The 1,678-nt window shown below is 60.1% G+C and carries 1 protein-coding gene; it reads left to right on the plus strand.

Translation table 11 applies throughout. From position 1 onward, the window contains the following. Positions 1-91 precede the first annotated feature (91 nt). A complete protein-coding gene (locus tag LDN95_RS23000; protein ID WP_226019824.1) occupies positions 92-1,510 on the plus strand; it encodes an ISNCY family transposase in 1,419 nt (472 codons plus the stop codon). The last annotated feature ends 168 nt before the right edge of the window (positions 1,511-1,678 follow it).

Raw genomic sequence — 1,678 nt, forward strand, 5'->3', positions numbered from 1 at the left:
TGTAGCAGCAACGTTCAAATGTCACAGTCGCGCAAAGTAGAGATGTCTCACTTGGGCTACCGTGCCCTCCGGCTGTTCGGAGGTATTGAGCATGGCGGTGTTGCGTATGAGTACCGAGGAGCTTTCGCGGGTTGAGACGCTGATGCATGTGGTTTCAGGTCGCATGACCGTTACCGAGGCAGCGAGGCTGATGAGCGTCAGCCGCCGCCACGCCCATCGACTGTTGACGCGTTACCTTGACGATGGATCATCCGGGCTATTGTCGCGCCGCCGTGGTCGACCAAGCAACCGGCGCTTGGATGATGCTATCAGAGATCAGATTGTCGCACTGGTTCGGACCCATTATCATGATTTTGGGCCTACCCTGGCTGCGGAGTATCTGGCCGAGCGGCATGATCTCCGGATCTCGCGTGAGAAGCTGCGGCAGATGATGATCGAGGCCGGGATTTGGAAGGATCGTCAGGCTCGCCGTCCTCGCCCATATCAGCCGCGCTATCGCCGGGACTGTCGCGGTGAACTGATCCAGATCGACGGCTCGAAGCACTGGTGGTTTGAGGATCGCGGGCCGCAATGCACGCTTCTCGTCTATATTGACGACGCGACCAGCGAGCTGATGCACCTCCAGATGGTCGAGAGCGAGAGCACCTTTGCCTATATGGAGGCGACCCGCGCGTACATCGAGCGACACGGCAAGCCGGTGGCGTTCTATTCCGACAAGCACAGTGTTTTCCGTAATGCCAAAGCCAGTGCGGCACGCGGGGATGGCATGACGCATTTTGGCCGTGCGCTGGATGCGCTGAACATCGAGATCATCTGCGCCAACTCGCCGCAGGCCAAGGGCCGCGTCGAGAGGGCCAACGCCACTTTACAGGACCGCCTGGTGAAAGCGATGCGATTGGAGGGTATCTCGTCGATCGAGGACGCCAACGCCTTTCTCGATAGCTATAGGACCAGGCACAATGCGCGGTTTGCCCGCCCAGCCTTCGATGCCCGCGATCTGCACCGCCCCCTCGCCCCGCATGACGATCTGCGCGCGATCATGGTCTGGCGTGAGCAGCGGACCGTGACGGCGGCGCTGACGCTGCATTACAACAAGGCGATGTTCATTCTAGAGCCAAACGATGTCAGCCTGAATCTGGCGCGCAAGCGGGTGACGGTTTGTGAATATCCCGACGGCCGACTGGAGATCGAGCATGAGGGTCATGTCCTGCCCTATCGTCAGTTCGACAAGATGCGGCAGGTGAACCAGCCTGCCATTGTCGAGAACAAGCATCTGGATGCGGCGTTGTTGCTGGCCAAACAGATGCAGGCAATCATGCCGCATCACCGCAAGCGCAACAACGACGCCCCAGCCCGCCGTGACCAGCCCATGCATCTGTTCCCCGAACCGGAACCGCCGCCAAAGATCGACCGCCGCAAACTGGGTGGCTCGAAGCTCAAGCGCGGTCCCAGGCTCAGTGATGAGGCGTTGCGCGAACGCGGTACGCTCAGCTTCCTGCAGAGGATATGACCGGGCCCACTGCAGGGCAGCGGGTCCATGGGTCTACTACCCCAAGGTCAGCGCATCAGCAGGGTCTGCGCTGCGCTGTGTCGATGGCTCCACGCAGCCCCTGCTGTTCCCCAACCTGTGACATTTCTATATGGCGCAGATTGTGACTTCTCTACTTAGCGAGAACAC

Origin of the sequence: Novosphingobium sp. FKTRR1 (assembly GCF_020404405.1) — a bacterium.
Lineage (GTDB): Bacteria > Pseudomonadota > Alphaproteobacteria > Sphingomonadales > Sphingomonadaceae > Novosphingobium.

What these genes read in the sequence shown, in the direction of transcription:
- LDN95_RS23000 (WP_226019824.1), top strand. Translation starts at nt 92, where the DNA reads ATGGCGGTGTTGCGTATGAGTACCGAGGAGCTTTCGCGGGTTGAGACG.